This is a genomic window from Paraburkholderia sp. UYCP14C (genome assembly GCF_004197395.1).
GTDB lineage: Bacteria > Pseudomonadota > Gammaproteobacteria > Burkholderiales > Burkholderiaceae > Paraburkholderia.
In genome coordinates this window covers 1-3178 of record NZ_SELS01000188.1, presented here as the reverse complement: position 1 = coordinate 3178, position 3178 = coordinate 1, and the positions used below count along the sequence as shown (strand labels likewise).

Genomic DNA, 3178 nt, shown 5'->3' with positions numbered 1-3178 from the left:
ATGTTGGTCGTCTCCAACGAAACGTGCCCAAGCCAGCCGCGTATCGTATTGATGTCGACACCGGCCTGGAGTAGTAGCGAGGCGGTCGTATGCCGAATCACATGTGGGTGCACATTCTTGCCGGCAAGCGACGGCGCGTTGGCTGCAGCACGGATAGCGCAGCGCTTGACCAATGCATGAATGCCGGAGCGCGTCATCGTCTCGTGGAATCGATTGAGGAACACCGGCGCGTCTGCGGTCCTCCCCTCGGACTGTAAGCGCAACGCATCGAGCGTGGATTTCCAGAGCGGGCAGCGGCGATGTCTGTTCCCCTTGCCGACGATACTGACCGAGCGCGTGTGCCAGTCAACGTCGCCAATCTTGAGCTGCGCAGCTTCGCTTGCACGCGCTCCTGAGTTAAACATGAAGAGCAGTAACGCATGTTCGCGCTGCCCCTGCGCTGTATTGACGTCAGAGACAGCGAGCAGGGCGTCCATTTCCTGCCTGCTAAGATAGTTGATCTCCGGCCGACTGGTTCTCTTAACCGGAATCAGATGAATCTGTGCCCACCAGTCGACGTATTCAGGCGCATGTTCGCCGATGAAACGAGCCAGCGCATGGATGCCACCAAGCCGCTGATTTCGTGTGCTGACCGTACAGTGGCGTTGTTCTTCCATGTGCGTCAGGAACAGGCGGACCATTTGCGCGGAGAGATCATCAACGGTCAGGCGGTCGATCCGCTTGTCGACCTTGGCGGCCAAATACGGAAGCAACAGCATGAGCATGTCGCGGTAACTTCTTTGCGTATTCACGGCAAGGTTACGTTCGTCCACCAGATACTCAATCAGGAAACGTCGGATCCACGGACCCAGCAGGGATGAGTTATTCATGTTGCACCTCAAGGACGTACGTTTCAAAGCGCGTGCTCGCTGCATTCAGCAACTCGGGCGTCAGGGTAAGGTAGCGTTGGGTGCCCGCGAGATCGATGTGGCCGAGATAGGTCGCGAGCTGCGGCAACAACAGTTGCAAATCTGCGCCGCTGCGATACCAGGCGATTAGCCGGTGCACTGCGCCTGAGTGTCGCAAATCATGCAGCCTCGGCTGGCAGGACGCACCGCCTTCGCGTTGGATATTTGCCAGAGTACGCTGTCGCTGAAAGGCCTTGCGCACAGCTTTCTGGCTCAGGGGGCGACCATCGCGTAAGCAGAAGAACGGCGCATCCGGTGCCTGCCCAAATCTCTGGTTGCGTTGCCGGGCATAGGTTTGCATCGCTCTATTCAGATCTGCGCCTAGCGGAACCAGCCTCGATCTATAGAATTTGCTCTCGCGCACGTGCAGGACGGCTTCGTCGAGATCGACGTCCTGCATAGTTAACCGCAAGGCTTCGCCATGGCGGAGGCAACCGCCGTACAGAATCAGAATGAGTGCACGCAAAACATATGCATCCAGCAGACCGCGTGGACTGCATGCCGCCGACGCCACGTCGAGCAGGCGCTTTAATTCCTGCTGCGAATAAATATAGGGTGTCAGCGGTGGCGGCAATCTCGGACTGTAGCGAGGAAGCGGCGAAGCCTTGACATATCCACGCGAGAGGGCAAAACGAAACAGGCAGTCAAGTACAGACCTTCTCTTCCGCCAATGGTTAGTCAGCGGTCTGTTGCCAGTCAGAAAGTCCTGTACCTGTTCGACCGTGACCGATTCCACATCAATGTTGCCATCAACCCGGTGGCAGAATGAGGCAAGCGTGGCCGCCTCGGAATTGAAGCGCATGCCCAACGCCCGTTTGTGGCTCACGTATTGGGCAACGAGTTCGGAGAGCTTCATAGCAGACTCCCCAGATCGATTTCGGCCACACACCGCAGTCCGGTCAGGTCGACCTTTGCATAGATTCTCGTCGACGAAGCGCTGCGATGGCCGAGGTGATCACCGATCTCCTTCAGCGCAAAACCAGCGTCGAGTAAATGCCGGGCGTTGGCGTGCCTCAGGCAATGTGCACCACGCCGCGGAGTATCGATGCCCAGCGTCGTGAGACGCGAGCGGACAATGCCGCTTACGCGTCCGGGTGACAGCGGTCGGATCGGCGCCTCGACCGACAGGAAGAGCTCTCGATGGGCGCTTCGTGGACGCGCTTCCTTCAGGTAGCGCAGAATGGCGTTTCCGACGGTTGCCACCAGCGGGTATTGCTGTGTGCAGCGTTGCTTCGGACGATTGACATGAAGGATCTCGCCGCACCAGTCGATGTCCTCCAGACGGAGCCGTACCACCTCGCCGCGCCTCAGTCCGTAAACAACCAGCAGCATGATCATCGCACGGTTGCGTAGATCGATCGTGCTCTCGCCGACAAAGCTGGCGACAAACCTTTGCACGTCATCCCAGTTCAGCCCGAGTGGCAACCCCTCCTCTCTATACACCACAGGCGCCTCAATGCCCGACGCAACGTTGGTAGCCCACCCTTGTCCTTCTGCGTACCGGAAGAAATTGCGCAGCGTGCTCGCAAGCGCGTGCAATGAGACTCTGCTCCAGCCGCGGTGGCCTTGATAGGCGAGGTAGGTGTCGACATCGTGGATAGTGAGAGCATCGAGCGCCTTGTCAGGGCGACAGACCATTGCCAGAAAATGGCCGATCTCATCACGACAGGTTGAAATCGTGGCAGAGGAAAGTCCTCGCTGGTCGCGCATGAAATCGACGTAGTGCTCGACATAGCGAACAAATGGTTCTTCTATAGGATGCCGTTCCTCCAGACGCCCCAGGAAGTGCAGCCAAGCCGTGGCGGTATGGATGAAGAGAAGCCGCGAGCTGCGGGACTCGTTCGTGCGCTCACTTCGGAGAAGTCGAATCCGATGGTCAACGGCAAACGCGATTTCCTCGTGCGTTATTAACCGCGGGCGGGACAGATCAATGCTCTGTGAAAACACCAGCAGGAGCCACGCGATCTTCCGAATCGACCTGAGCGGATAACCCTGTTCCTGACAATGTACGAGGAAGCGCTTCCTGGATTCCACGCAGGGCGCGAGATTGTGGGCAGCAAGAACATGCGGACGCGTAAAGAGAGTCTCGAACATGATATTCCCCCATCATTGATCAGTGGAATATCAGTATCAGCCTGAAAATTATGTCGTCATGGAAACGTCAACGCGATAGACGATGCGGGGTTCTTGAGAACCACTGTGACATATTTTTTACCGCACCATACTCATGA

The 3178-nt window shown here is 57.4% G+C and carries 3 protein-coding genes; all 3 read right to left on the bottom strand.

Features of this window, described 5'->3' with window-relative positions; all coding sequences use genetic code 11:
* The coding region (locus tag EVC45_RS44040; RefSeq protein WP_129964290.1) for a tyrosine-type recombinase/integrase at positions 1 to 869 on the bottom strand (869 nt) is incomplete at its 3' end.
* Complete coding sequence (locus tag EVC45_RS44035; protein ID WP_129964289.1) at positions 862 to 1803, bottom strand: tyrosine-type recombinase/integrase; 942 nt, start codon at positions 1801 to 1803, stop codon at positions 862 to 864. The genes EVC45_RS44040 and EVC45_RS44035, both read right to left, overlap by 8 nt.
* Positions 1800 to 3041 (bottom strand): tyrosine-type recombinase/integrase, encoded by a 1242-nt coding sequence (locus EVC45_RS44030; RefSeq protein WP_129964288.1) that lies wholly within the window; start codon positions 3039 to 3041, stop codon positions 1800 to 1802. Before EVC45_RS44030 ends, EVC45_RS44035 begins: the two co-directional genes overlap by 4 nt.
* Between the last annotated feature and the right edge of the window lie 137 nt (positions 3042 to 3178).